This window comes from Streptomyces sp. NPDC051963 (assembly GCF_044593495.1).
Taxonomy (GTDB): domain Bacteria; phylum Actinomycetota; class Actinomycetes; order Streptomycetales; family Streptomycetaceae; genus Streptomyces.
In genome coordinates this window covers 423,669-449,063 of the sequence record NZ_JBIUCC010000007.1, presented here as the reverse complement: position 1 = coordinate 449,063, position 25,395 = coordinate 423,669, and the positions used below count along the sequence as shown (strand labels likewise).

Here is a 25,395-nt window from a genome sequence, read left to right as displayed (position 1 = left end):
TCCCGGCGGGGCGGGGTCCGCCACATCGGCCGTCGCGCTCGAAGGCGCATCAGCCGATCGGTTGATGGCGGCCTACGACCCCGCCGACAACGACCGTACGGTCGGTCGTACACGCAGGTCGTAGGACCAGCGGCCGATTGCGGTCCGGCCAAAACTCGGTGGGCGTTGTCAGTGCCGATCCGTAGGCTCGCAGCTGATGTCCACGACACGTGCAACCACCAAGGAACGCTCTGCCGTAAGGACCCTGCTGCGTCTGTGGCCGTACGTACGGCCGGTGCGGGTGCGGCTGTTCACCGCCGCGTTCGTCGCGGTGCTCGCCTCGTGTGCGGGGCTGGTGATTCCGCTCGTCCTGAAGTGGATGGTGGACGGGCCGGTCGCCGACCGGGATCCGGCGGGGGTGTGGCTCGGGGCGCTGTATCTGTTGCTGCTCGGAGTCGCCGAGGCGTTGCTGTTCGGGCTGCGGCGGTGGCTGGTGGCGCGGCCGCTGTCGCACGTCGAGGCGGAGATGCGGGCGGATCTGTACCGGCATCTCCAGCGGTTGCCGGTGGCGTTCCACGACCGGTGGGCGTCGGGGCAGTTGCTGTCCCGGGGCACGACCGACCTGATGCTGCTGCGTATGTTCCTGGCCTTTCCGCTGACGTTCCTACTGGTCAACGGAGTGACGATCCTCGTCGGCGTGATCATCATGCTGCTCCAGGACTGGACGCTGGGGCTGGTGATCCTCGGTCCCGCCGTGCCCGTGCTGATCACCTGCGTCATCTTCGAGCGGCGCTATGCCGGAGTCGCGCGTCGGGCGCAGGACCAGGTCGGAGATCTGACGACCGTCGTCGAAGAGAGCGTCCTCGGCATCCGGATCATCAAGGGCTTCGGCCGGCACCGCAGTCAGGCACATGCGTTCCGCGAACTGTCCCGGACCCTGCGGGGCACTGAGCTGCGCAAGGCCCGCCTGCTGGCCACGATCTGGGGCGTCATCGTGACGCTCCCGGAGCTGGCGATCGGGGCGGCGCTGGTGCTGGGAGCCGTGCAGGTGGCCGACGGGGCGTTGTCGGCGGGGACGTTGGTGGCGTTCCTGTCGACGGCGTTGGCCCTGCGGTGGCCCGTCGACTCCATCGGCTTCCTGCTGGCGATGAGCCAGGAGGCGGCGACGGCGACGGAGCGGTACTTCGAGGTGATGGATGAAACGCCGGAGGAGGAGACGCCCCATAGGGGCGCGGGGCTGTATCAATATGCGGCTCCGCCGCGGGGCGCGACCAGCCCCCACCCACCCGCAGCCGACAACGGTGGCATCCACTTCTCAGCCGTCACCTTCCGCTACCCCGACGCCCCCGAAGACTCCCCACCCACCCTCGACCGCATAGACCTCCACATACGCCCAGGCGAGTCCATGGCCCTCGTCGGCGCAACCGGAAGCGGCAAGACCACACTCACCGCACTCATCCCCCGCCTCCACGAGGTGACTTCGGGCCGAATCACCCTCGACGGCCAGGACGTCACCGCCCTCCCCAGAGAATCGCTGCGCGAACTCGTCGCCATGGCCTTCGAGGAGCCCACGCTCTTCTCGGCAAGCGTCGGCGACAACGTACTCATGGGCGCGGACGACAACGCCGACACCGACGCACTCCGCCGCGCGCTAACCGTCGCCCAGGCCGACTTCGCGCACGCGCTCCCGCAGGGCACGGACACCCAGGTAGGCGAGCAGGGCCTCAGTCTCTCCGGCGGCCAGCGGCAGCGCCTCGCGCTCGCGCGGGCGGTCGTCGGCGGGCCGCGGTTCCTGGTGCTGGACGATCCGCTGTCCGCCCTCGACGTGCATACGGAGGCCGCGGTGGAGGCCGCCCTGCGGCAGGTCCTCGCGGACACCACCGCCCTGATCGTCGCCCACCGCCCGTCCACCGTGCTGCTCGCCGACCGGGTCGCCCTGCTCTCCGGCGGCCGTATCACCGCCGTGGGCACCCATCCCGAACTGCTGCGCACGAACGCCGAGTACGCCCATCTGATGTCCGGGGACGAGGAGGACGACCGATGACCGCGCCCACGACCTCCGCCCCCGCCACCGACGACGGACAAGAGGCGCCGCACCCGCACGGCACCGGCGACCCCTTCGACCGCGACATCCTGCCCACTCCCCCGGGCGCGACGGCGGCTCTCCTGCGCTCGCTGCTCGCCCCGATGAAGCACCGGGTCGCCCTCACGAGCTTCCTGCTGCTGCTCCAGCAGGCGGCCGTGCAGGCGGGCCCGCTGCTGGTGGCGTACGCCCTCGACAGCGCCGTACCGGCGTTCCGTGCGCACGACAACGGCCCGCTCGTCGCGGTGGCCGTCGGCTATCTGCTGTGCGCGCTGGTGTCCGGCGGGCTCCAGTACTGGTTCATCATCGCCGCGGCCCGCGTCAACCAGGATGTGCTGCTCGACCTGCGCGGCCGTATCTTCCGGCATGCGCAGGCGCTGAGCATCGACTTCCACGAGCGGTACACCTCGGGCCGGCTCATCTCCCGCTCCACGACGGACGTCGAGTCGCTGCGCGAGCTCCTCAACGAGGGGCTTCAGGAGCTGGTGACCGTCGTCCTGTCCTTCGTGTACATCTCGGTGATGCTGCTCTGGCTGGATCTGGAGCTGGGGGCGGTGGCGGTGGCGTCGTTCGTGCCGCTGTATCTCCTCGTACGGGTCTACCAGCGGCGTGCGGTACGCGTGTACCGGATCCGGTCCACCGCCATCGCGGCCGTCATCGTGAAGTTCGTCGAGACGATGAACGGCATCCGTCCGGTGCGTGCCTTCCGCCGCGAGGCCGCGAACGACGCCGACTTCCGCGTGCTGAACACGCGGCACGAGCGTGTCAACGGCAATGCGCTGCTGGAGATGGCCCGCTATGTCGTCGGGTCCCGGCTGGTCGCCAACACGGCGGTCGCGGGCATCGTGCTGTGGGGTGCCTATCGGGTGGCGGGCGGCTCCCTGGCCCTCGGTGTGCTCGCCGCCGCCGTGCTCTATCTGCGGCGGCTGTACGACCCCATCGACCGGCTCGGCATGTTCCTCAACTCCTACCAGTCGGCCGCCGCCTCGCTGGAGAAGATCGCCGGGCTGCTCGCCCAGGCACCGTCCGTGCCCGAGCCGTCGACTCCCCGGCGGCTTCCGGCGCTTGAGACGGAGCACCCCGGTCGCGAGGTCGTCTTCGACGCCGTCAGCTTCGGTTACCGCACCGGCGGCGAGATCCTCCCCCGCTTCGACCTCACCGTCCCCGCCGGGCAGACGATCGCCGTGGTCGGCTCGACCGGCGCGGGCAAGTCGACGCTGGCCAAGCTGCTCGCCCGGTTCTACGACCCCTCAGCCGGGCGGGTCCTGCTGGACGGCGTCGATCTGCGCGACCTCGATGTGCCCGAACTGCGGCGCGGGGTGGTGATGGTGACGCAGGAGTCCTTCCTGTTCTCCGGCACGGTCGCCGAGAACATCGCGATCGGCCGCCCGGACGCCACCCGGGACGACATCGAGGGTGCCGCGAAGGCGATCGGCGCGCACGAGTTCATCGCGGCGCTGCCCGACGGCTACGACACCGACGTACGCAAGCGGGGCGGTCGTATCTCCGCCGGACAGCGCCAACTGGTCGCCTTCGCGCGGGCGTTGCTCGCCGACCCGGCCGTGCTGATCCTCGACGAGGCGACCAGCTCGCTGGACGTGCCGGGCGAACGGGCCGTGCAGCGGGCCATGTCGACGGTGCTGCGCGGCCGTACGGCCGTGGTGATCGCGCACCGGCTGTCCACGGTGGAGATCGCCGACCGGGTGCTGGTGATGGAGCACGGGCGGATCGTCGAGGACGGGACGCCGGGCGAACTCATCGCGGGGACCGGCCGGTTCGCGGATCTGCACCGGGCCTGGCGGGACAGTCTGGCGTGAGCCGCGGTCGCCGTGCGTCAGACCTTCGTCCGCGGCCGGTCCGGCACGGCGACACGGGCCGGGCGGGTCCTGGGGCCGAAGACGGCCAGGACGATCGCGCCCGCAAGCCAGGTTCCGGCGATGAAGTAGAAGACGCTCGCATAGCCGCTGCTCTGGTAGAGGGCCGCGACGATCAATGGTCCGGCGGCGTTCGAGAGGCGGCCGAGGCCGTAGGAGACGCCGGTGCCCAGGGAGCGGGCGCGGGTGTCGAAGAGTTCGGGCGAGTAGGCGTACGCGAGGGCCGTGTAGCCGCGTTCGAAGAGGTTGACCAGGAAGCCGAAGACGACGATGAAGACGGGGTTGAAGGTGATCCCGTACAGCAGACCGCACAGTGCGATGACGGAGCCGAAGGCGACCAGGCACCACTTGCGTTCGAACCGGTCGGTGACCAGGGACGCGAGGAACGAGCCGAGCGGGGCGCCCACGGTGGTCAGCGCGACGTAGAAGACGGACTTCTCGACGCTGAAGCCCTCCTTGGCGAGCAGGGTCGGTGCCCAGCTGGAGAAGCCGAAGAAGCCGATCGTCTGGGTCACCCAGAGCACGGTGAGCAGCAGGGTGGGGTAGAGGTACTTGCGCTGGAGGAGCATGCGCAGCGGGGTCCTGGTCTGCGGCACCTCGTCGACGGGCGGCGCCGGTTCGGCCAGGGGGCCCTTCTCGGCCGCGACCCGCTCCTCTATCTCGCGCAGGACGGCGTCGGCCTCGGCGTGCTCGCCGCGGCTCTCGTGCCAGCGGGGCGACTCCTTGAGGTGCTTGCCGAACAGGAGCAGGAAGATGCCCAGCGAGCCCCAGAGGAAGACCAGCCGCCACGACCAGTCGCTCAGTGGCACGACCACGCTGGCGATGAGGTTGGTGGCCGGGGTGCCGCAGATCCCGATGACGATCGCGTAGGCCTGGTACTTGCCGCGGACGGCGGACGGATACATCTCGTTGACGTAGATGACCGCCACGACGGTCATCGCCGACAGGCCGGCCGAGGTCAGCACCCGGAAGGCGCCCAGCGACACGATGTCCCAGGCGAACGCGGACACCAGCGAGAAGACGCCGAACCACATCGTCGTCCACATCAGGGCCCGCCTGCGCCCGAACCGGTCCGCGATGGTGCCGGCGACGATCGCGCCGAAGAACATGCCGACGAACGACAGCGAGGTGACGTAGGCGATCTGGTCGACCGTCACACCCCACAGGTCGATCAGCTTGGGCGCGGTGGTCGCGAAGGTGTTGATGTCCGCGAACTCGAAGAAATAGGCGAAGGAGACGGCCACGAGGGTCATCTTGTGGAAGCGGGAGACCGGCAGCCTGTCCAGCCGGTTCAGCGCGTTGGAGTGTTGCATGCGGGGACCCCTGGGGAGGTGGGCGGAGAGCGGAAGGGGGAGGGGAGTTCAGGCGGCTTCGCCGGGCCAGTACAGGCGCGTCGGGTTGTCGACGAGGAGCCTGCGCCTGAGGTCGGCGCTGACCGCGACCTGCGGGATGTGGTCGACGAGGAGGCCGTCGTCGGGCATGTGGTCGGTGAGGTTGGGGTGCGGCCAGTCGGTGCCCCACAGGACGCGGTCCCCGAACTCCTCGACGACGCGACGGGCGAAGGGCACCACGTCGGTGTACGGGTGCCGCTCGCCGTCGCGGGCCGCGGGGCCGGTCACGGAGAGGCGCTCGGGGCAGCTCACCTTCACCCAGACGTCCCCCGCGTCCACGAACCGCAGGAAGCGGCTGAACTCGGGGCCGTCCGCCGGCCGGGTCACATCGGGCCTGCCCATGTGGTCCACGACCAGCGGGGTGGGCAAGGACGCGAAGAAGTCGGCCAGTTCGGGCAGGTCGGCGCTCTCGAAGTAGAGGACGACGTGCCAGCCCAGGGGCGCGATCTTCTTGGCGATGGCGCTCAGGTCGTCGTGGGGCGACGCGTCGACGAGTCGTCGTACGAAGTTGAAGCGCACGCCCCGGACTCCGGCGGCGTCGAGGCGCTTCAGCTCGCCCTCGGTGACATCGGGGCGGACGGTCGCGATGCCGCGGGCCCGGCCGCCGGAGGCCCGGACGGCGTCGACCATGGCGGAGTTGTCGGCGCCGTGGCAGGTGGCCTGCACGATGACGTTGCGGGCGATGCCCAGGTGGTCGCGGAGGGCGAACAGCCGGTCCTTGCCGCCGTCGCAGGGGGTGTACTTGCGCTCCGGAGCGAAGGGGAACGCGCGCTGCGGGCCGAAGACATGGCAGTGGGTGTCGACGGCTCCGGGCGGGAGGCGGAAGGCGGGCGTGGACGGGTCGGGGTGCCAGTCCAGCCAGCCGGGGGTTTTGGGGACGGGGGTGCTCATGGAGGTCCTTCGGGCGTCGTCGGCCGAGGCGGTGGTACGGGTCGGGGTGAGCGGCCGGTGTCAGCGGCCCTGGCGCTTGAGCAGCGCGTCCAGGCGGGGGTACACGGCGCGGGCGTTGTGCTCCTGGATCGCGGGGATGTCGTCCGCGGAGAGGCCGGCGGCCGCTTCGACATAGCGGCGTGTGTCGTCGAAGTGGTGGCCGGTGCACGGGTCGACGGAGCGGACGGCGCCGATCATCTCCGAGGCGAAGAGGATGTTCCGGACCGGGATGACGTCACAGAGCAGGTCCAGTCCCGGCTGGTGGTACACGCAGGTGTCGAAGTAGACGTTGCCCAGGACGTGTTCCTCCAGCGGAGGCTTGCCCAGGGCCATCGCGAGGCCCCGGAACCGGCCCCAGTGGTAGGGGACGGCGCCTCCGCCGTGCGGGATGATCAGGCGCAGGGTGGGGAAGTCCCGGAACAGATCGCCCTGGACGAGCTGCATGAAGGCCGTGGTGTCGGCGTTGAGGTAGTGCGCCCCGGTGGTGTGGAAAGCGGGGTTGACGCTGGTGCTGACGTGGACCATGGCCGGGATGTCGTACTCGGTCATCTTCTCGTAGACCGGGTACCAGGACCGGTCGGTGAGTGGTGGTGCGGTCCAGTGACCGCCCGAGGGGTCGGGGTTGAGGTTGAGGGCGACGGCTCCGAACTCCTCGACGCAGCGGATGAGTTCGGGGACGCAGGTGGCGGGGTCGGTGCCGGGCGACTGCGGGAGCATCGCGGCGGGGACGAAGCGCTCCGGGTAGAGGGTGCTGACGCGGAAGCAGAGTTCGTTGCAGAGGGCGGCCCACTCGGCGGACGTCGTGAAGTCCCCGACGTGATGGGCCATGAACGACGCGCGCGGCGAGAAGACCGTCATGTCGATGCCGCGCTCGTCCATCAGCCGCAGCTGGTTGGACTCGATGCTGTGGCGCAGCTCGTCGTCACTGATGCGCAGGTCGGCGCGGGCAGGGGCGATCGAGGGGTCGGCGAGGGAGTCGATCTGCCGGTTGCGCCACGCTGCCAGCGCGGGCGGGGCGGTGGTGTAGTGACCATGGCAGTCGATGATCATGGCGATCCTGTTCGGAGCGAGGGAAACGGGAGCGAGCGAGGGGTACGGGCGCAGCGGAAGACCTCGGCCAAGGTAATGGCCAACCAAATTGTTGACAATGTCTTGGACGAGATCTTTCTTCGGGGAGCGCATGATCGACGCGTATGAGGATCCCGGTGTGCCCGACTGCCGCGGCGGCGGGCGCTATCTGTGGTGGCTGGTGACCCGGCAGCCGGGGCGGTCACTCGCCGGGGCGCTGCTCGGCAGTACCTGGATGGTGCTGCTGGCGGCGGCGCCGTATCTGCTGTCCCGGGCCATCGACGAGGGGCTCGAACCGGGCGACTTCCCGGCCCTGGCGGGCTGGACGGGCGCCCTGTTCGCCGTGGGGGCGTTCAACGCCTGGGTCAGCATCATGCGGCACCGCACGATGACCCGGGTGCGGATGGACGCCAACTTCCGCACGGTGAAGGTCGTCGTCGGACAGGCGATCAGACTGGGGGCGGCGCTGCCACGCCGGGCCGGGGCCGGGGAGGTCGTGACGATCGGGGTCGGCGACGTGCTGACGATCAGCCAGGCCCTGACGATCATCGGCCCCGGCATCGGGTCCGTCATCGCCTATCTCGTGGTCGCCGCGCTGCTGCTGTCGGTGTCGATGCCCATCGCGGTGGTGGTGCTGCTCGGAATGCCGCTGGTCGCCGTCCTCGTCGTACCGCTGCTCGCCCGGCTCCAGGGCACGGAGACCGAGTACCGCGAGCGGCAGGGGGTGCTGACCGCGCGGATCGGCGACCTCGCCGGCGGGCTGCGCGTCCTCAACGGCCTCGGCGGGAAAGGGCTGTTCGCCGACGCCTTCCACCGGGACTCGCGGCGGCTGCTGGCGCAGGGGTACCGGGTCGGGGCGGTGAGCAGCTGGATCCAGGCGTTCGGCACCGGGCTGCCGACGCTGTTCCTCGGCGTGGTGACCTGGCTCGCGGCCCGGCTCGCCGCCCAAGGGGACATCACCATCGGCGAGTTGGTGTCGGTGTACGGCTATGTCGCCGTCCTGGTGGCCCCGGTCGGGTTCCTCGTCGAGTGCGGCTATCAGATCAGCCGGGGCGTGGTGGCGGCCCGCCGGGTCGTACGGTTCCTGCGGCTGGAGCCGGTGCCGGACACCGGGACGCGTCCGGCCCCTTCGGAGCCCGCGGTGCTGCACGATCCCGAGTCGGGGGTACGGGTGCGACCGGGCCGGCTGACCGCGCTGGCCGCCGCCCGCCCCGCCGACGCCGCGGACGTGGTCGACCGACTCGGCCGCTATGTGCCGTCGGCGGCCACCTGGGGCGGGGTGCCGCTGGCCGAGATACCGCTGCCCCAGGTGCGGGAGCGGATCCTGGTCGCCGAGCACGAGGCCGACCTCTTCGCGGGCACCCTGCGCGAGTTGGTGGCCGGCCGCTCAGACCCCGGCGCCGAGGACATCGCACACGCGGTGCACGCCGCCGTGTCCGACGACATCGTGCAGGCCCTGCCCGACGGCCTCGACTCACCCATCGACGCCCAGGCCCGCAACCTCTCCGGCGGCCAACGCCAGCGCATCCGCCTCCTCCGAGCCCTCCTCGCCGCCCCCGAGATCCTCCTCGCCATCGAACCGACCTCCGCACTGGACGCCCACACCGAGGCGAGGGTGGCGGAGCGACTGCACGAAGCGCGCAGAGGCCGTACGACAGTCGTGACGTCCACGTCCCCACTGGTCCTCGACCGAGCGGACACGGTCCACTTTCTGATCGACGGCAAGGTCGCAGCCACGGGCACCCACCAGGAACTCCTGGACGGAGAGCCGGAATACCGGACGTTGGTGGCCCGGGACGAGAACGCCGAGGAGCTCCTGAATTGACGGCCCACCAGCCCACCCAGGGGCGCGGGGAACTGCGCGACAAGCCCCAACGCACCCGCACCCGGCACAGCACCCCAGCCCCCACCCCCGTAGCCGCACACCTCCCCATCGCCGACCCCGCAGTCGTACGCCGAGCCGCCATCCGCCTGATCCAGGCCGACCGCCGCGCCTTCACGATCACGCTCGCCCTGAACTCCCTCGCAGCCGCCGCAGGCCTCGCCGGCCCCTGGCTCCTGGGCCGGATCATCGACGACGTACGGACCGGCGCCGGGGTCCCCGCAGTGGACCGACTGGCACTGGCGATCCTCCTCTGCGCCCTGGCACAGCTGACGCTGGCACGCTGGGCACGCCTCGTCGCCTACCGCTTCGGCGAGCGCACCCTCGCCCGGGTACGCGAGGAGTTCGTCGACAGAACCCTCGCCCTGCCCGCGTCCACGGTGGAACGCGCCGGCACCGGCGACCTCACGGCCCGCGGCACGGCCGACGTCGCGATCGTCGGCACCACCCTGCGGGACGTCGGCCCGATTCTCCTGGTCAGCGGCGTACAGGCACTGTTCCTGATCGGCGCGGTCTTCGTCATCGACCCCCGGCTGGGGGCCTGCGGCCTGCTCGGGCTGATCGGCATCCGGTATGCGCTCCGCTGGTATCTGCGCCGGGCCCGCGACGGCTATCTCGCCGAGGGCGCGGCCACCTCCCAGGTCGCCGAGATCCTCGCCGCGACCGCGTCCGGCGCCCGCACGGTGGAGGCGCTCCGACTGGCGGACCGGCGGACCGGGGCGAGCCGGGACGCCCTGGAGACGGCCAAGCGCACCCGCCTGTACACGCTGTTCCTGCGCAGCGTGTTCTTCCCGGTCGTGGAGATTTCGTACGTCGTGCCGGTCGCGCTGGTGCTGCTGCTCGGCGGCGTGCTGCTGGAGCGGGACGCGCTGAGCCTCGGCGCGGTGGTGACGGCCGCCCTGTATCTGCAACGGCTCGGCCAGCCGCTCGACGAGGTCCTGATGCGGATCGAGCAACTACAGGCGAGCAGCGCCTCGTTCGCCCGGGTGGAAGGGCTGGCGAAGGCACCGCGGGTGACCGACCGGGACTCCCCGGCTCCGGCGGACGACCGGATCGACGTGACCGGAGTGCGGTACGCCTACGACCGCGGCGGCGAGGTGCTGCGCGGTGTCGATCTGACGGTGCGGCCCGGGGAACGGCTGGCGGTGGTCGGGCCGTCCGGCGCCGGGAAGACGACCCTGAGCAGGCTGCTGGCCGGCATCGACGCGCCGACCGAGGGCACGGTGACGGTGGGCGGGGTGCCCGTCGTCGCCCTAGGCCCCGAGCAGCTGCGCCGCCAGGTCGTGCTGGTCACTCAGGAGCACCATGTGTTCATCGGCACGGTCCGCGACAACCTCCTCATCGCCGAACCGGCCGCCACGGACGAGCAGTTGTGGGACGCGCTCACCGCGGTGGGCGCCGACGCCTGGGTCCGGGAGCTGCCGGGCGGCCTCGACACCGCGCTCGGCGAGGGGGGCCGCCGTACGGACGGGCCGCAGGCGCAGCAACTCGCCCTCGCCCGGGTCGTGCTGGCCGACCCGCACACCCTGATCCTCGACGAGGCCACGGCCCTGCTGGATCCGACGACCGCGCGCCACACCGAGCGCGCCCTGGCCGCCGTACTCGAGGGCCGCACGGTCATCGCCATCGCCCACCGTCTGCACACGGCCCACGACGCCGACCGGGTGGCCGTGATGGAGGACGGCCGCCTCAGCGAACTCGGCACGCACGAGGAGCTGGTGACGGCGGACGGCGCGTACGCCCGACTGTGGCGGACGTGGCACGGGGACCGTAAGGCCTGAATCTCGCAAAGGGTTCGTATATCGAACGTGAACTCCCGGTCAACGAACGATTTCCGGCCAAATTCATGACGCGCCCCTGACAGGAACCGCGTTCTGCTGCCACTCTTCCCACGGCCACACCACAGCAACCCCACAGTTCGACCACACCGCTGTGTCCGGCCGATGCTCCCGCACGTGGTTCCGCGTAACGCCCCGTTCTGCCCGGACGGCCCCCCAGCCGACCGGTCTCCCCTGGCCGCGCGATCCGCGGCCGTGCAGAAGGAGTCAGTGTTGAGACGCAGTTCCTCAGACAGACGCACCCCCCACAGACCCGCCTCTCGCCGGGTCGCCGCCGTGGCGCTCGTCGGCGCCGCCGCCCTGATCGCGGCGGCCGTCCAGTCGGGCGCCGCCACCGCAGCCCCGGCGAAGGCACCGTCGGCCGCGGGCAAGGTCATACCGGGCGCCGAGTCCGTCAAGCTCACCCCCGCCCAGCGCGCCGAGCTGATACGCGACGCCAATGCCGCCAAGGCGGACACCGCGAAGGACCTGGGCCTGGGCGCCAAGGAGAAGCTGGTCGTCCGTGACGTCCTCAAGGACGGCAACGGCACGGTCCACACCCGCTACGAGCGGACGTACGACGGCCTCCCCGTCCTCGGCGGCGACCTCGTCGTCGAGACCGCGAAGTCGGGCGCGACCGAGGGCGTCGTCAAGGCGACCCGGGCCGCCGTCAAGCCGGCCACCACGACCGCCGCCGTACCCACGGCCAAGGCCGAGAAGCAGGCGCTGGCCGCCGCGAAGGCCGAGGACGCCAAGAGCCCGGACGTCAACCGCGCGCCCCGCAAGGTGGTCTGGGCGGCGAGCGGCACTCCGGTCCTGGCGTACGAGACGGTCGTCGGCGGCTTCCAGCACGACGGCACCCCGCAGGAACTGCACGTCATCACGGACGCCACCACCGGCGAGAAGCTGTACGAGTGGGAGGCGATCGAGACCGGCACCGGAAACACGGTGTACAGCGGCACGGTCACCCTCACCACCACGCAGTCGGGATCGACGTACAACCTCACCGACGGCGCCCGTGGCGGCCACAAGACGTACAACCTCAACCGCGGCACCTCCGGCACCGGCACGCTCTTCTCCGGGCCCGACGACATCTGGGGCAACGGCACCCCGTCCAACCTGGAGTCGGCGGGCGCGGACGCCCACTACGGGGCCCAGCTGACCTGGGACTACTACAAGAACGTGCACGGACGCTCCGGCATCCGCGGCGACGGCGTGGGCGCCTACTCCCGGGTCCACTACGGCAACAACTACGTCAACGCGTTCTGGTCCGACAGCTGCTTCTGCATGACGTACGGCGACGGCTCGGGCAACGCCAACCCGCTGACGTCCATCGACGTGGCCGCGCACGAGATGACCCACGGGCTCACCTCCAACACCGCGGGCCTCAACTACTCCGGCGAGTCCGGCGGTCTGAACGAAGCCACCTCCGACATCTTCGGCTCGACCGTCGAGTTCTACGCCAACAACTCCTCCGACGTCGGTGACTACCTCATCGGCGAGGAGATCGACATCAACGGCGACGGCACGCCGCTGCGGTACATGGACGAGCCCGACAAGGACGGCTCCTCGTACGACAACTGGTTCTCCGGGATCGGGTCGTCCGACGTGCACTACTCGTCGGGCCCCGCGAACCACTTCTTCTACCTGCTGAGCGAGGGCAGCGGCACCAAGACCATCAACGGTGTCACCTACAACTCGCCCACCGCGGACGGCCTTCCGGTCACCGGCATCGGCCGGGACAAGGCGGAGAAGATCTGGTTCCGTGCGCTGACCACCAAGTTCACCTCGACGACCAACTACGCGGCCGCCCGCACCGGCACGCTCGCGGCCACCGGTGAGCTGTACGGCACGACGAGCCCCGAGTACACGGCGGTGCAGAACGCCTGGGCCGGCATCGCGGTCGGCGCGCGTCCCGGCGGTGGCGGAGGCGGCGGTACGTCCTTCGAGAACGCTGCGGACGTATCGATTCCGGACAACGGGGCGGCCGTGACGTCGCCGATCACCGTGTCCGGGCGGACGGGCAACGCGCCGTCGAACCTCGCGGTCGCGGTGGACATCGTGCACACGTACATCGGTGACCTTCAGGTGCAGCTGGTCGCGCCCGACGGCACGGCGTACACGCTGAAGGCGTACGGCACCGGCGGGAGCGCGGACAACCTCAACACCACGTACACGGTGAACGCCTCCTCCGAAGTCGCCAACGGCACCTGGCAGTTGCGGGTCCAGGACAACGCGGCCGTGGACACGGGTTACATCAGCAGCTGGAAGCTGACGTTCCCGTAGAGCCGTAAGGCCGTACGGCCGCCATACGCAGGCCTCGCATTCAGGGTGCCGTCCCGGAGGTTCAACTCCCCGGGGCGGCACCCGCGTTCACATTCCCGAAACGTTTACCGGACAGTCAAGTTTCAGCCAACATCACTTCGGGGTCCTGACATGTACGCGCCTCGGGTGTCACTCTTCCCCCACCGCCGCACAACAGCTCGAGCAACCCCCCACATAAGGAGCTTGTGTGACCTCCCAGACCCCCCACTACGCGCGTCACAAGCGCACCACTCTGGCCATCGCCACCGCGATCGCGGCCGGAGCCCTCCTCACCACCGGTCTGACCACCGGTGCCTCCGCCCAGCCCGAGCAGTCCGGCACCGACAAGGTCGCCGCCGTCCCCATGAACCTCACCCCGGCCGCCCGCACCGCCCTGATCAAGCAGGCGGACGCGGCCACGACGGAGACGGCCGACGAGATAGGCCTCGGCGCCAAGGAGAAGCTGGTCGTCAGAGACGTCATCAAGGACGCCGACGGCACCGTCCACACCCGCTACGAGCGCACCTACGCCGGCCTGCCGGTCCTCGGCGGCGACCTGGTCGTCCACGAGACCGCGTCGGGCGCGACGAAGGGTGTCACCAAGGCGACGAAGGCGGCCATCAAGGTCACCGACCTGTCCCCCGAGATCACCAAGGCGACCGCCGAGACACAGGCCGTGAAGCTCGCCAAGGCCGCGGGCTCCACCGAGTCGGAGGCCTCGGACGCGCCCCGCAAGGTCATCTGGGCGGCCGACGGCAAGCCGACCCTCGCCTACGAGACGGTCGTCGGCGGCCTCCAGGAGGACGGCACCCCGAACGAACTGCACGTCATCACGGACGCGGCCACCGGCAAGAAGCTCTACGAGTACCAGGGCATCGAGACCGGCACGGGCAAGAGCGTCTACTCGGGCACGGTGACCATCGGCACCACGAAGTCCGGCTCGACGTACAACCTCACCGACGGCACCCGCGGCGGCCACAAGACGTACAACCTCGCCCGCGGCACCTCCGGCACCGGCACGCTGTTCACGGACGCCGACGACACCTGGGGCACCGGCGCGGCCTCCAGCTCCTCCAGCGACCAGAGCGCGGCCGTGGACGCCGCGTACGGCGCGCAGGAGACCTGGGACTTCTACAAGAACACCTTCGGCCGCAACGGCATCAAGAACGACGGCGCCGCGGCCTACTCCCGCGTCCACTACGGCAACGCGTACGTCAACGCCTTCTGGTCCGACGACTGCTTCTGCATGACGTACGGCGACGGCTCGGGCAACGTCAAGCCGCTCACCTCGCTGGACGTGGCCGGCCACGAGATGAGCCACGGCGTCACCTCCAACACCGCCGGCCTGAACTACAGCGGCGAGTCCGGCGGACTGAACGAGGCGACGTCCGACATCTTCGGCACGGCGGTGGAGTTCTACGCCAACAACTCCTCCGACGTCGGTGACTACCTCATCGGCGAGGAGATCGACATCAACGGCGACGGCAGCCCGCTGCGCTACATGGACAAGCCGAGCAAGGACGGCAACTCGGCCGACAACTGGTCGTCCTCGCTGGGCGGCCTGGACGTCCACTACTCCTCGGGCCCGGCGAACCACTTCTTCTTCCTCCTCTCGGAGGGCAGCGGCGCCAAGACGATCAACGGGGTCAGCTACAACTCCCCGACGTCCAACGGCTCCACGGTCACCGGCATCGGCCGGGACAAGGCCGCCCAGATCTGGTACAAGGCCCTGACCGAGTACATGACCTCGACGACCAAGTACGCGGCCGCCCGTACGGCGACCCTGAGCGCGGCCTCCGACCTGTACGGGGCGGACAGTACCGAGTACAAGGCGGTCGCGGCCGCCTGGAGCGCGGTGAACGTCAGCTAGCTGACACGAAGTTGCCAGGCGGCACCCGGAGCGAAGGCATTCCCGGGTGCCGCCCTACCCTTGTCTCCCATGGCCTTCACGTACGACCACGTCGGCGCGACCCGCGACAGCGGCTTCTGCCCGCCCGGGTTCCACCCCCTGCATGTGCGCACCCGCATCGGTGAGGGCGAGCCGGTCTTCCGCCACGCGTCCGAAGCGGTCCTGACCTGGGAGATGCACCGCGCGACGGGCGTGGGCATCGACGCCGGCGCCGACCGCGCGGAACCCGGCGTGGACGTCACCGTCACCCTCGCCGGCCTCATCAAGGCCCCCTGCCGCGTGGTGTGGACGGTGCAGGAACACCGCAGGGTCGGCTGGGCGTACGGCACCCTCACCGGGCACCCGGAGTGCGGCGAGGAGGCGTTCCTCGTCGAACGCACCGGCGACGGCACCGTCTGGCTGACGGTGTCCGCCTTCAGCCGGGGCGCGAAGTGGTACGCGCGAGCAGGCGGACCGGCGACCCGGGGCCTGCAACACGCGTACGCGCGTCGGCTCGGCGCGACACTGCGCCGACTGTGCGCACCTCACGAGGAATTCTGAGGCTCACCTCATCCGCACCCCGGCTCACCGCATCAGCACACCCGCCGCCTCCGCCGCCTCCTCGGAAGGCACCGCCACCAGCCCCAGCTCCGCGCCGGACGCCAGCAGACGATGCGCGGGCAGGATCCGGACCGTGTAGCCGTACGGCCCGGTGCGGTCGAGGGAGAGCGGACCCTCGTACATCCACTGCCCCTCCAGGTCCGGTCCGCCCACCGGCTTCAGCGGCACCGTCGCCGCGTCCGTGATCCGGTCCTCGGGGTCGACGCGCCCCGACACCGCCTGCACCTCCACGTCGTCGGGCGCGAGGTCGCCGAGACCGACGCGGACCCGCAGATTGAGGGTCGTGCCGAGTTCCGCGGTGGCCGAGGCGACCGAGGTCTCCACGTGGTCGACGGTCACCGCATGCCACGCGGAGCGCACCCGCCGCTTCCAGACGGCGAGTTCCCGGGCGGAGGCAGGCGTCATCGCGCGGTGCGCGTGCGCGGCCGGTGTGTAGAGCCGCTCGACGTACTCCCGCACCATGCGCCCGGCCAGCACCTTCGGGCCGAGCAGGGTGATCGTCTGGCGGACCATCTCGATCCACCGGTCGGGCAGCCCGTCCTGGCCGCGTTCGTAGAAGCGCGGTGTCACCCGCTGTTCCAGCAGGTCGTAGAGCGCCGCGGCCTCTATGTCGTCGCGTCGGTCCGGGTCCGTGCCGGTGCCGTCGGCGGTCGGGATGGACCAGCCGAAGTCCGGCTGGAACCATTCGTCCCACCAGCCGTCCAGCACGGACAGGTTGAGACAGCCGTTGAGGGCCGCCTTCATCCCGCTGGTGCCGCACGCCTCCAGCGGCCGCAGCGGGTTGTTCAGCCAGATGTCGCAGCCGGGGTAGAGCTTCTGCGCCATCGCCATGCCGTAGTCGGGCAGGAAGACGATGCGGTGGCGGACCCGCGGGTCGTCCGCGAACCGGACCAGCTCCTGCACCAGGCGCTTTCCGCCGTCGTCCGCCGGGTGCGCCTTGCCCGCCACGACGATCTGGATCGGCCGCTCGGGGTGCAGCAGCAGATCCATCAGCCGGTCGGGCTCGCGCAGCATCAGCGTCAGCCGCTTGTACGACGGGACCCGCCGCGCGAACCCGATCGTCAGCACGTCCGGATCCAGCACGCCGTCGATCCAGCCCAGCTCGGCGCTGCCCGCCCCGCGTTGCCGCCAGGAGGCCCGCAGCCGCCGCCGTACCTCCACGACCAGCTGTTCGCGCAGGACCCGCCGCAGCTCGAAGATGTCCTGGTCCGGGATCTCCCCGACCGCGTCCCAGCGGTCCGAGCCGCCGACCGTCATCGCGTCCTCGGTGCGCTGGACGCCGATCTGCCGGGCACCCAGCCGGAAGACCTCGGGGGCGACCCAGGTCGGCGCGTGCACGCCGTTCGTCACCGAGGTGATCGGCACCTCGTCGGGGTCGAATCCCGGCCACAGCCCGGAGAACATCTCGCGGCTGACATGGCCGTGCAGCAGGGACACGCCGTTGGCGCGCTGGCCCAGACGCAGGCCCATCACGGCCATGTTGAAGAGGTTCGGTTCGCCGCCCGGGTAGGTCTCCATGCCCAGGTGGAGGATGCGTTCGACGTCGATGCGCGGGAGTTCGGCGTCGGGGCCGAAGTGGCGGGCGACCAGCTCGCGGTCGAAGCGGTCGATCCCGGCGGGGACGGGGGTGTGCGTCGTGAAGACGGTGCCGGCCCGCACCGCCTCCAGACCGGCGTCGAAGTCCAGTCCGTCGTCGACGAGTTCCGCGATGCGCTCCAGGCCGAGGAAGCCCGCATGGCCCTCGTTGGTGTGGAAGACCTCGGGCGCGGGGTGGCCGGTCAGCCGGCAGTACGTCCGTACCGCCCGGACACCTCCTATGCCGAGCAGCATCTCCTGGAGCAGCCGGTGCTCGCTGCCGCCGCCGTAGAGCCGGTCGGTCACGCCGCGTTCGCCGAGGTCGTTCTCCTCGACGTCCGAGTCGAGCATCAGGAGGGGGACCCTGCCCACCTGGGCCAGCCAGATGCGGGCGTGCAGCGAGCGGCCGCCGGGGAGGGCGATGGAGACCTGGGCGGGGGTGCCGTCGGGCTCCTTGATGAGGGCGACCGGCAGCTCGTTCGGGTCGAGGACCGGGTAGTGCTCCTGCTGCCAGCCGTCGCGGGAGAGGGACTGGCGGAAGTAGCCGTGTCGGTAGAGGAGTCCCACGCCGATCAGCGGGACGCCCAGGTCGCTGGCCGACTTCAGATGGTCGCCGGCCAGGATGCCGAGGCCGCCGGAGTACTGGGGCAGGGCGGCCGTGATGCCGAACTCCGGGGAGAAGTAGGCGACCGCGGTGGGGAGTTCGGCGGACTGGGTCTGATACCAGCGGTCGCCGGTCACATAGTCGTTCAGGTCGTCGGCGACCGCGGTGAGGCGGCGCACGAAGGTGTCGTCCCCGGCGAGTTCGGAGAGCCTGCCGGGCGGCAGGCTGCCGAGGAGGCGCACCGGGTCACCGTCCGAGGCGGCCCAGCGCTCCGGATCGACGGACTGGAAGAGGTCGCGGGTCTCCGCATGCCAGGACCAGCGGAGATTGCGCGCGAGATCGCTGAGCGGCCGGAGGGGTTCGGGGAGAACGGGTCGGACGGTGAATCGACGGATCGCCTTCACATTCCACCTCAACGCTTTGCCGGATGACGCACGGCGGTGTGCGTCAGCGTCCCCGAAGACGGTACCGGTGAAGGCGCCGCCCTCGCTGGGGGGCATGTACGGGACCGGCCGATCATCTCACCCCAAACTTCACACATGCCCCATGACCGATCTGGCCGATTCCGCCCCTGTGGGCCACCTTGTGGTGCTTCACACCGCACGAGAGGCTGCCCAGTGGAGTTGAGGAGGGGGACTCGGACATGACACGGACGCGAACTCGGCGTCTGCGCTGGGTGGGAGGCCTGGCCGCGGTGACCTGTGCCGCGGCGATTTCGGCCACGCCCCTGCCCGCGCACGCCGCACCAGAGGGGAAGATACTCGGCGCCGGTGCACCCGGCTCCGTGGGAGGAAGTTATCTGGTCACGCTCAAGGGGGGAACAACGGCTCCGTCGGCGGCCGGAAAGAGCCTCGCCGAGAAGTACGGGGCGAAAATAAGCCACACGTACGGCACGGTGCTCAACGGCTATGCCGTGCAGGCGAACGAGAGACAGGCGAGGCTGCTCGCGGCGGACTCCCGCGTCGCCTCGGTCGTCCAGGACACCCGCGTGGCCCTGGACCACAGTCAGAAGAACCCGCCGTCCTGGGGGCTCGACCGCATCGACCAGAAGAGCCTGCCGCTGAACAGGTCCTACACCTGGCCGGAGTCCGCGGGCAGCGGTGTGACCGTGTACGTCATCGACACCGGCATCCGGACCAGCCACAAGGACTTCGGCGGACGGGCGAGCTACGGCTGGGACTTCGTCGGCAACGACAGGTCCGCCGGTGACGGCAACGGCCACGGCACCCATGTCGCCGGCACCGTCGCGGGCAAGGGCTACGGCGTCGCCAAGAAGGCCAAGGTCGTCGCCGTACGCGTCCTCGACAACGCGGGCGCGGGCACCACGGCCCAGGTCATCGCGGGCATCGACTGGGTCACCAAGCACGCGAGGAAGCCCGCGGTCGCCAACCTCAGCCTGGGCGGCAACTACAACGCCCAGCTGGACGCGGCCGTACGCAACTCCATCAGGTCCGGCGTGACGTACACGGTCGCGGCGGGCAACGACGGACTGCCGGCCTCCCTCTACTCCCCCGCGGGCGTACGGGAGGCGATCACGGTCGGTGCGACCGACAAGAAGGACGTGCGGGCGGGCTTCTCGAACTTCGGCTCGGCCCTCGACCTGTTCGCCCCGGGCGTGTCGATCACCTCGGCGGCCATCGCGAGCAACACCGGCAGGGCGACCTACTCCGGTACGTCGATGGCGTCGCCGCACGCCGCGGGCGCGGCCGCGCTGTATCTGGCGGACCACCGGAAGGCAACGCCTTCTCAGGTCGCCAAGGCACTCGTCGCGAGGGCGGCGGCCGGGAAGGTCTCCGGGCGGGGCCTCGGATCGCCGAACAAGCTCCTGCAAGTACCGCGCTGATTGCGACAGATTCCCAGGACCGGCTCCGTTCCTCTCGAACGGAGCCGGACTTGTGTGTAGACATACGCGTGAGTAGTTAACAAAGTGCCGGATTGCCCACCCGAATAGGGTGGGAAGGCTCCTGCGGTACACCCCACAGTCATGCCACAGCAGCACCCTGGAAGACCCCCGCAGGACCCACCTCCCCACCCCCATCCGCCCGCACCCACGTTGACGCGGACAGGAGCGGTCATGCCCGCCACGCACCACTCGTCACCACCCACGACATCCAGCACCGACGCACTTCCCGTGCGTCCCTACGCCGCTGCTCCGGCCCCGGAGCCACCCTCCGCGGGCGGCACGGACGGCGTCGGGCGCATACCCGTCCTCGACGTCCGTCCGGTCGTCCTGCGCGGACACAGGCCCGCGAAGGCCGTCACCGGCGAGCCGTTCGAGGTCTCGGCGACCGTCTTCCGTGAAGGCCATGACGCGGTCGCCGCCAATGTCGTACTGAAGGATCCGGACGGCCGTCCCGGACCATGGACCCCCCTGCGGGAGCTCGCGCCGGGCACCGACCGCTGGGGAGCCGAGGTCGTGGCCGACCGGACCGGTCTGTGGACGTTCACCGTGGAGGCCTGGGGCGATCCGGTCTCCACCTGGCGGCACCACGCCCACATCAAGATCCCGGCCGGGATCGACACCGAGCTCGTCCTGGAGGAGGGGGCCCGGCTCCACGAACGTGCGGTGGCCGGGGTGCCCAGAAGCGGCGGCGGGCGGGAGGCCGTCCGCGCCGCCGTCGCCGCCCTCAGGGACGAGAACCGTCCGGCCTCCTCCCGGCTGGCGGCCGCTCTGACACCCGAGGTCGACGCGGTGTTGGCGCGGTATCCGCTGCGGGAGTCGGTGACGGTGTCGGAGGCGTTGCCGTTGCTGGTGGAGCGGGAGCGGGCGCTGTTCGGGTCCTGGTATGAGTTCTTCCCGCGTTCGGAGGGCACGGTCGAGCAGCCGCACGGGACGTTCCGCACGGCCGCCCGCCGGTTGCCGGCGATCGCCGGCATGGGCTTCGACGTGGTGTATCTGCCGCCGGTCCATCCGATCGGGAGCACGTTCCGCAAGGGCCGCAACAACACCCTCAACCCCACCGCGGAGGATGTCGGGGTGCCGTGGGCGATCGGCTCCCCGGAGGGCGGACACGACGCGATCCACCCCCGGCTGGGCACGTTCGAGGACTTCGACTGGTTTATCGCGCAGGCGCGGGCGCTGGGGATGGAGGTGGCACTGGACTTCGCGTTGCAGTGTTCGCCGGATCATCCCTGGGTGGAGAAGCACCCGGAGTGGTTCCACCACCGCCCCGACGGGACGATCGCGTACGCCGAGAACCCGCCGAAGAAGTACCAGGACATCTATCCGCTCGCGTTCGACGCGGATATGGACGGGCTGGTCGCGGAGACGCTGCGGGTGCTCAGGCTGTGGATGGACCACGGGGTGCGGATCTTCCGGGTGGACAATCCGCACACCAAGCCGGTGAACTTCTGGCAGCGGGTCCTGGCCGACATTCAGCGCAGCGATCCGGATGTGCTGTTCCTGGCGGAGGCGTTCACCCGGCCGGCGATGATGCACACCCTGGCGCAGATCGGTTTCCAGCAGTCGTACACCTATTTCACCTGGCGCAACGACAGGCAGGAGCTGACGGAGTATCTGACGGAGCTGTCGGGTGAGGCCGCCTCGTACATGCGGCCGAACTTCTTCGTCAACACCCCCGACATCCTGCACGCGTATCTCCAAGACGGCGGACGGCCCGCGTTCGAGGTCCGGGCGGTCCTCGCGGCCACCCTGTCGCCGACCTGGGGCGTCTACAGCGGCTACGAACTCTGCGAGAACGTGCCCCTGCGCGAGGGCAGCGAGGAATACCTCGACTCGGAGAAGTACCAGCTCAAGCCCCGTGACTGGGCGGCAGCCGAAGCAGCGGGACACACCATCACCCCGCTCATCACCCGACTCAACACGATCCGCCGAGCGAATCCGGCACTGCGGCAGCTGCGCGATCTCCATTTCCACCACGCGGACCAGGACTCGGTGATCGCGTACTCGAAACGGAGCGGATCGAACACGGTTCTGGTGGTCGCCAACCTCGATCCGCACCACACCCAGGAGGCCACGGTCTCGTTGGACATGCCGCAACTCGGCCTGGACTGGCACGAGTCGGTGCCGGTGCGCGACGAGCTCACCGGCGAGACCTATCACTGGGGCAGGGCCAACTATGTGCGCCTCGAGCCGGGCAGGAGGCCCGCGCACATCCTGACCGTCCTGCGACCGTCCACCCCGCAGATCGGAGGGTCACCCACATAATGATCGTCAACGAGCCCGTCCCGGACACCTTCGAGGACACACCGGCCAGGGATCGCGACCCGGACTGGTTCAAACGAGCCGTCTTCTACGAGGTCCTCGTCCGCTCCTTCCAGGACAGCAACGGCGACGGCGTCGGTGACCTCAAGGGCATCACGGCCAAACTGGACTATCTCCAGTGGCTGGGCGTGGACTGCCTGTGGCTGCCGCCGTTCTTCAAGTCACCGCTCAGGGACGGCGGCTACGACGTCTCCGACTACACGGCCGTCCTGCCCGAGTTCGGCGACCTCGCCGACTTCGTGGAGTTCGTCGACGCCGCCCACCAGCGCGGCATGCGCGTCATCATCGACTTCGTCATGAACCACACCAGCGACCAGCACCCGTGGTTCCAGGAGTCGCGCGCCAACCCCGACGGCCCCTACGGCGACTACTACGTCTGGGCCGACGACGACAAGCAGTTCCAGGACGCCCGGATCATCTTCGTCGACACCGAGGCCTCCAACTGGACCTTCGACCCGGTGCGCAAGCAGTACTACTGGCACCGCTTCTTCTCCCACCAGCCGGACCTCAACTACGAGAACCCCAATGTGCAGGAGGAGATGATCTCCGCACTGCGGTTCTGGCTGGACCTGGGCATCGACGGATTCCGGCTGGACGCGGTGCCGTATCTGTACCAGCAGGAGGGCACCAACTGCGAGAACCTTCCGGCGACCCATGAATTCCTCCGGCGGGTACGGAAGGAAATCGACGCCTCCTACCCGGACACGGTGCTGCTGGCGGAGGCGAACCAGTGGCCGGAGGATGTCGTCGACTACTTCGGCGACTACTCCTCGGGCGGCGACGAATGCCATATGGCGTTCCACTTCCCGGTGATGCCGCGGATCTTCATGGCCGTACGACGGGAATCCCGCTACCCGGTCTCGGAAATCCTCGCCAAGACCCCCGCGATCCCCTCCAACTGCCAGTGGGGCATCTTCCTGCGCAACCACGACGAGCTGACCCTGGAAATGGTCACCGACGAGGAGCGCGACTACATGTGGGCCGAATACGCGAAAGACCCGCGTATGCGCGCCAACATCGGCATCCGCCGCCGCCTCGCACCGCTCCTCGACAACGACCGCAACCAGATCGAGCTGTTCACGGCTCTGCTGCTGTCCCTCCCGGGCTCGCCGATCCTGTACTACGGCGACGAGATCGGCATGGGCGACAACATCTGGCTGGGCGACCGCGACGCGGTGCGGACGCCGATGCAGTGGACCCCGGACCGCAACGCGGGCTTCTCCTCCTGCGACCCGGGCCGTCTGTTCCTGCCGACGATCATGGACCCGGTCTACGGCTACCAGGTCACGAACGTCGAGGCGTCGATGTCGTCCCCGTCGTCGCTGCTGCACTGGACGCGCCGGATGATCGAGATCCGCAAGCAGAACCCGGCCTTCGGACTCGGCTCGTACACCGAACTCCAGTCGTCCAACCCGGCAGTCATCGCGTTCCTGCGCGAGTACGAGGACGATCTCGTACTGTGCGTGAACAACTTCTCCCGGTTCGCGCAGCCCACCGAGCTGGACCTGCGACGCTTCAAGGGGCGTCACCCGGTCGAGCTGTTCGGCGGGGTGCGGTTCCCGGCCGTCGGTGACCTGCCGTATCTGCTGACCCTCGGAGGCCACGGCTTCTACTGGTTCAGGCTCCGCAAGGACGCCCAGTAGGCACGGCCGAACAACCCGGGCGGGGCGGTTTCCCCCGTCCCGCCCGGGGCACGCATCAGTAACACCCCGCCCACCCGGGGAAAGGACGCGCCATGTCGGAAGCCGTCACCCGTTCCGTCACGACCGAGCCAGGTCTTCTTGCGTCACTGGACCCCCTGCTCAGGGAGTGGCTGCCACGGCAGCGCTGGTTCGCGGGCAAGGGGCGTCCGGTCACCGGGTTCTCGTCGGTGGCGGCCACCGAGCTGCTGCCGGCCGGCGGAAAACTGGGCCTGCACCATCTGCTGGTCCGCGCCCACCAGCCGCTCACACTGGGCGCCCCGCCCCACCCCGGGGACTGCTACCAGCTGCTGATAGGCGTGCGCGAGGCGCTTCCGCCGCGGCTTGCGCCCGCGCTGATCGGGCACGTGACACAGGGCCCGCTCGCCGGACGGACGGTGTACGACGCCCTGTACGACCCCCGGCCCTCCGAAGTCCTCCTGGAGGCGCTGCGCACCCGGGCCCGTTTCGGCGGGCTGCGCTTCGAACGCGACCTGGACCAGGAGATCCGCTCCGGTCTGGTGCCCCGGCTGGTGACCGCAGAGCAGTCCAACTCGTCGGTCGTCTACGGAGATACGTTCATCCTGAAGCTGCTGCGCCGGATCGTGCCCGGCGTCAATCCCGACCTGGAACTGCCGCTGGCGCTGGCCCGCGAGGGCAGCACCCGGGTACCCGCGCCCACGGCGTGGATGCTGGCTGACCTCGCCGACCAGACGTATGTGCTGGGTGTGCTCCAGCCGTTCATACAGGGCGCGACGGACGGCTGGGAACTGGCGCTGCGCGAGCTGGCCAAGGGCGAGGACTTCGCCGCCGAGGCACGCGCGCTGGGACGCGCCACGGCCGAGGTGCACACCGCGCTGGCCCGTGCCTTGCCCACGGTGACCATGGGCCATACGCAGATGCAGCTGCTGGTCGACGGCATGGTCGAGCGGCTCGACGCGGCCGCGCAGGCGGTGCCCGGCCTGCGTCCGTACGCGCCCGGGCTGCACTCCGCGTTCGAGGCGCTGGCCGACCTGGCCGCGGAGGGTCGCACCTGGACCGCCCAGCGCATCCACGGCGATCTTCATCTCGGCCAGTGCCTGCGTTCGCCCGCCGGTCGTTGGTCGCTGATCGACTTCGAGGGCGAACCGTCCAAGCCGCTCGCGGAACGGCGGATGCCGCAGCCGCCGGTGCGGGACATCGCGGGGATGCTCCGCTCCTTCGACTACGCGGCCCACTCGGCCGATCCGCCCGCACCGCACTGGGCGCAGACATGCCGGGCCGCATACTGCTCGGGGTACGCCGAGGCCGCCGGCCTCGATCCGCGGACCGACCCGGTGCTGCTGCGCGCCTACGAGACGGACAAGGCGATCTACGAAGTCGTCTACGAGGCCCGGCACCGCCCCGACTGGCTCCCGGTACCGCTCTCCGCGGTGCGCCGCCTCGCCGCGTCCGACTGAACCGACGAGACCAGACCCACCGGACCCACCAGACAT

The 25,395-nt window shown here is 70.1% G+C and carries 15 protein-coding genes; 11 read left to right on the top strand and 4 right to left on the bottom strand.

The window, feature by feature from the left end:
* Positions 1-196: 196 nt before the first annotated feature.
* Positions 197-2,023 (top strand): ABC transporter ATP-binding protein, encoded by a 1,827-nt coding sequence (locus ACIHFB_RS30015; RefSeq protein ID WP_400128622.1) that lies wholly within the window; start codon positions 197-199, stop codon positions 2,021-2,023.
* The gene (locus tag ACIHFB_RS30010; RefSeq protein ID WP_400128621.1) at positions 2,020-3,879 is read left to right on the top strand and encodes an ABC transporter ATP-binding protein; all 1,860 of its coding nucleotides are present in this window, start codon (positions 2,020-2,022) and stop codon (positions 3,877-3,879) included. Before ACIHFB_RS30015 ends, ACIHFB_RS30010 begins: the two co-directional genes overlap by 4 nt.
* Before the next feature lie 17 nt (positions 3,880-3,896).
* Here the strand turns inward: ACIHFB_RS30010 and ACIHFB_RS30005 are convergent, their stop codons facing one another.
* The 3 genes from ACIHFB_RS30005 to ACIHFB_RS29995 are packed head-to-tail and all read right to left on the bottom strand — an operon-like array spanning position 3,897 to position 7,307.
* Positions 3,897-5,249 (bottom strand): MFS transporter, encoded by a 1,353-nt coding sequence (locus ACIHFB_RS30005; protein WP_365283565.1) that lies wholly within the window; start codon positions 5,247-5,249, stop codon positions 3,897-3,899.
* Positions 5,250-5,297: 48 nt separating this feature from the next.
* Entirely contained in the window at positions 5,298-6,218 is a 921-nt protein-coding gene (locus ACIHFB_RS30000; protein WP_400128620.1) for an amidohydrolase family protein, read from the bottom strand.
* 60 nt (positions 6,219-6,278) lie between these two features.
* On the bottom strand, positions 6,279-7,307 hold the full coding sequence (locus tag ACIHFB_RS29995; protein ID WP_400128619.1) for an amidohydrolase family protein: 1,029 nt from the start codon (positions 7,305-7,307) through the stop codon (positions 6,279-6,281).
* Positions 7,308-7,437: 130 nt separating this feature from the next.
* Here ACIHFB_RS29995 and ACIHFB_RS29990 point away from each other — a divergent pair, with 130 nt between their 5' ends.
* From ACIHFB_RS29990 to ACIHFB_RS29970, 5 genes are all read left to right on the top strand, one after another.
* Positions 7,438-9,150, top strand: a complete 1,713-nt coding sequence (locus tag ACIHFB_RS29990) for an ABC transporter transmembrane domain-containing protein (RefSeq protein WP_400128618.1) — start codon at positions 7,438-7,440, stop codon at positions 9,148-9,150.
* Positions 9,151-9,257: 107 nt separating this feature from the next.
* Positions 9,258-10,988: an ABC transporter ATP-binding protein gene (locus ACIHFB_RS29985; protein WP_400128721.1), complete on the top strand. Its 1,731-nt coding sequence runs from the start codon at positions 9,258-9,260 to the stop codon at positions 10,986-10,988.
* Between the two features lie 270 nt (positions 10,989-11,258).
* Entirely contained in the window at positions 11,259-13,310 is a 2,052-nt protein-coding gene (locus ACIHFB_RS29980; RefSeq protein WP_400128617.1) for a M4 family metallopeptidase, read from the top strand.
* A 226-nt stretch (positions 13,311-13,536) separates the two neighbouring features.
* Positions 13,537-15,198, top strand: coding sequence for a M4 family metallopeptidase (locus tag ACIHFB_RS29975; RefSeq protein ID WP_365283575.1), 1,662 nt, complete (start codon positions 13,537-13,539; stop codon positions 15,196-15,198).
* Between the two features lie 69 nt (positions 15,199-15,267).
* A complete protein-coding gene (locus ACIHFB_RS29970) occupies positions 15,268-15,777 on the top strand; it encodes a DUF1990 domain-containing protein (protein WP_365283577.1) in 510 nt (169 codons plus the stop codon).
* A 24-nt stretch (positions 15,778-15,801) separates the two neighbouring features.
* Here the strand turns inward: ACIHFB_RS29970 and ACIHFB_RS29965 are convergent, their stop codons facing one another.
* Complete coding sequence (locus ACIHFB_RS29965; protein WP_365283579.1) at positions 15,802-18,420, bottom strand: glycosyltransferase family 1 protein; 2,619 nt, start codon at positions 18,418-18,420, stop codon at positions 15,802-15,804.
* 239 nt (positions 18,421-18,659) lie between these two features.
* Between ACIHFB_RS29965 and ACIHFB_RS29960 the strand changes: the two genes are divergently transcribed.
* From ACIHFB_RS29960 to ACIHFB_RS29945, 4 genes are all read left to right on the top strand, one after another.
* Positions 18,660-19,859 carry a S8 family peptidase gene (locus ACIHFB_RS29960; protein WP_400128616.1) on the top strand — a complete coding sequence of 400 codons (1,200 nt, stop codon included), beginning with the start codon at positions 18,660-18,662 and terminating at the stop codon, positions 19,857-19,859.
* 231 nt (positions 19,860-20,090) lie between these two features.
* Positions 20,091-22,184: an alpha-1,4-glucan--maltose-1-phosphate maltosyltransferase gene (locus ACIHFB_RS29955; protein ID WP_400128615.1), complete on the top strand. Its 2,094-nt coding sequence runs from the start codon at positions 20,091-20,093 to the stop codon at positions 22,182-22,184.
* Entirely contained in the window at positions 22,184-23,884 is a 1,701-nt protein-coding gene (treS, locus tag ACIHFB_RS29950; protein ID WP_365283585.1) for a maltose alpha-D-glucosyltransferase, read from the top strand. The genes ACIHFB_RS29955 and treS overlap by 1 nt, the downstream gene beginning before the upstream one ends.
* 92 nt (positions 23,885-23,976) lie before the next feature.
* On the top strand, positions 23,977-25,359 hold the full coding sequence (locus ACIHFB_RS29945; RefSeq protein WP_400128614.1) for a maltokinase: 1,383 nt from the start codon (positions 23,977-23,979) through the stop codon (positions 25,357-25,359).
* Positions 25,360-25,395 lie beyond the last annotated feature (36 nt).

Coding starts and splice junctions, on each gene's coding strand:
- ACIHFB_RS30015 (WP_400128622.1), top strand. CDS start 197: ATGTCCACGACACGTGCAACCACCAAGGAACGCTCTGCCGTAAGGACC.
- ACIHFB_RS30010 (WP_400128621.1), top strand. CDS start 2,020: ATGACCGCGCCCACGACCTCCGCCCCCGCCACCGACGACGGACAAGAG.
- ACIHFB_RS30005 (WP_365283565.1), bottom strand. CDS start 5,249: ATGCAACACTCCAACGCGCTGAACCGGCTGGACAGGCTGCCGGTCTCC.
- ACIHFB_RS30000 (WP_400128620.1), bottom strand. CDS start 6,218: ATGAGCACCCCCGTCCCCAAAACCCCCGGCTGGCTGGACTGGCACCCC.
- ACIHFB_RS29995 (WP_400128619.1), bottom strand. CDS start 7,307: ATGATCATCGACTGCCATGGTCACTACACCACCGCCCCGCCCGCGCTG.
- ACIHFB_RS29990 (WP_400128618.1), top strand. CDS start 7,438: ATGATCGACGCGTATGAGGATCCCGGTGTGCCCGACTGCCGCGGCGGC.
- ACIHFB_RS29970 (WP_365283577.1), top strand. CDS start 15,268: ATGGCCTTCACGTACGACCACGTCGGCGCGACCCGCGACAGCGGCTTC.
- ACIHFB_RS29960 (WP_400128616.1), top strand. CDS start 18,660: ATGACACGGACGCGAACTCGGCGTCTGCGCTGGGTGGGAGGCCTGGCC.
- ACIHFB_RS29955 (WP_400128615.1), top strand. CDS start 20,091: ATGCCCGCCACGCACCACTCGTCACCACCCACGACATCCAGCACCGAC.
- treS (WP_365283585.1), top strand. CDS start 22,184: ATGATCGTCAACGAGCCCGTCCCGGACACCTTCGAGGACACACCGGCC.
- ACIHFB_RS29945 (WP_400128614.1), top strand. CDS start 23,977: ATGTCGGAAGCCGTCACCCGTTCCGTCACGACCGAGCCAGGTCTTCTT.